The 1,927-nt window shown below is 62.1% G+C and carries 2 protein-coding genes; one reads left to right on the plus strand and one right to left on the minus strand.

Annotated features, from left to right (window positions below; translation table 11 throughout):
- The coding region (locus tag QZY48_RS04280; protein WP_295428162.1) for a S16 family serine protease at positions 1–758 on the plus strand (758 nt) is incomplete at its 5' end.
- Positions 759–972: 214 nt separating this feature from the next.
- Here the strand turns inward: QZY48_RS04280 and dnaQ are convergent.
- Complete coding sequence (dnaQ, locus tag QZY48_RS04285) at positions 973–1,701, minus strand: DNA polymerase III subunit epsilon (RefSeq protein WP_295428165.1); 729 nt, start codon at positions 1,699–1,701, stop codon at positions 973–975.
- Between the last annotated feature and the right edge of the window lie 226 nt (positions 1,702–1,927).

Below are 1,927 nucleotides of genomic sequence, written 5' to 3' on the forward strand. Positions count from 1 at the left end.
CCCATGGGGTCTATGACAAGGAGGAGGTGCGCCGCTGCCTGGAGTACGCGCTGGAGTCGCGCCGTCGGGTGAAGGAGCAGCTCAAGAAGATCGGCGGCATGGAGTTCTTCGATGTGCACTTCTCCTACATCGATCAGGAGACGCGCGACGAGCGATTCGTCAGCGTACCGGAGCAGGGCGGCGACAAGCTGATCCCGGATGGCCCGCTCAACCCCGGCGTGCTGCATACCGTGGCTACCGGCGGCAGCGGTCATCTGGGCCTCTATCGGCTGGAGACACAGACCACGGCCGGCAACGGCCGGTTCAATGTGTCCGGCCTGGGATCAAACAGCGGGGCCAAGGAGTCAACGAAGGTCGCCTTCGACTACTTCAAGGCGAATCTCAGCCGGGTCAGTGGACTGGCAAGGGCCGGCGATCACGACTACCACCTGCATGTCGTCGAGTTGCACAACACGGGGGCCACCAGGGCGATGACCCTGCCGAGCTTCGTCGCCTTGTGCTCGGGGATCATGCAGAAGCCACTGCAAGTGCAATTGGTCGTTCTCGGCGACATGAGCCTGGGCGGGAGCTTGATCCCCGTGGAGAACCTGGCCGAGTGCCTGCAAGTCGCCTTCGACTCCGGCGCCAAGCGGCTCCTGTTGCCCATGGCGAGCGTACGCGACATCGCGACCATTCCCGGCGAGCTGTTCGCCAAGTTTCAGATCGCGTTCTACGCGGACCCGGTGGATGCGGCGTTTAAGGCGTTGGGGGTGGAGTAGGTGGCGCTGAGGAACGGTTCACTGATAAGTTAAACAATTCCATTCGGGACTGCCTATAGCGCCATTTTCGTTGTCGTTGTCGTTGTCGTTGTCGTTGTCGTAATCGAGGTTATCGCAGCGCCCCGGATTCTCTCGCACCCCAAAGTGCATCGCGTCTCCGAGTACGACAACGACAACGAAGGCACAGGGTTGCCGACAATGCGCGGATCGAACCTCAACCGACCGGTTCCTCCGCCAGCCACAGACACCCCTCGCTACTCGCCTTGTCGATAGCAGCCAGGCGGGCGCCGTGGGCGGCCTGGGCCTGGGCATCGGCCGCCACCACCCGCAGTCGCGGTCGCAGCGGGTCCAAATGCCCGCGTTGCGTCAGGGCCTTGCGGCCCCCGGGTTCAAACTGCGGCTCCCCGCCCAGATGCATGACCACCTGCCCGCCGGTCATGGCCAGATAGACGTCGGCCAGGATCTCAGCGTCGAGCAGCGCGCCATGCAGATCCCGGTGAGAGTTGTCCACGCTGTAGCGCTTGCACAGCGCGTCCAGGCTGTTGCGTTGGCCGGGATGCAGGCGGCGCGCCAGCGTCAGGGTGTCGGTGACCGCGCACAGGCCGTTGATCCGCGCCCCGTCATCGCGCCAGCGCTTGAGTTCGCTGTCGATAAAGCCGCAGTCGAAGGCGGCGTTGTGGATGATCAACTCGGCCCCCGTCACATACTCCAGGAAGGCCTCGGCAATCTCCGCAAAGCGGGGCTTGTCGCGCAGCGACTCGTTGGTGATCCCGTGGACCTCCACCGCCGCCGCGTCGATCTCCCGATCCGGTTGAAGATATTGGTGGAAATTGTTGCGGGTCGGCCGGCGATCGATCAGCTCGATACACCCGATCTCGATCAGGCGGTGACCCTCGCGCGGGTCGAGTCCGGTGGTTTCGGTATCGAGGACGATCTGACGCATAAATGTGACCTTGGGTATTGTCCGTACATGAACGCGAATTCAGCGTTGGATCACTTGTGGTCCGACGCCCTTCAGGAACGGTTCACTGATAGGTTAAACCAGTCCATTCGAGAGTGCGGTTAGCGCCGTTGTCGTTGTCGTTGTCGTTGTCGTTATCGAGGTTATCGTAGTGCCCTGGATTTTCGCACTCCAATTTGCATCGATTCTCCGATTACGACAACGACAA

The organism is uncultured Thiodictyon sp. (assembly GCF_903828115.1).
Taxonomy (GTDB): domain Bacteria; phylum Pseudomonadota; class Gammaproteobacteria; order Chromatiales; family Chromatiaceae; genus Thiodictyon.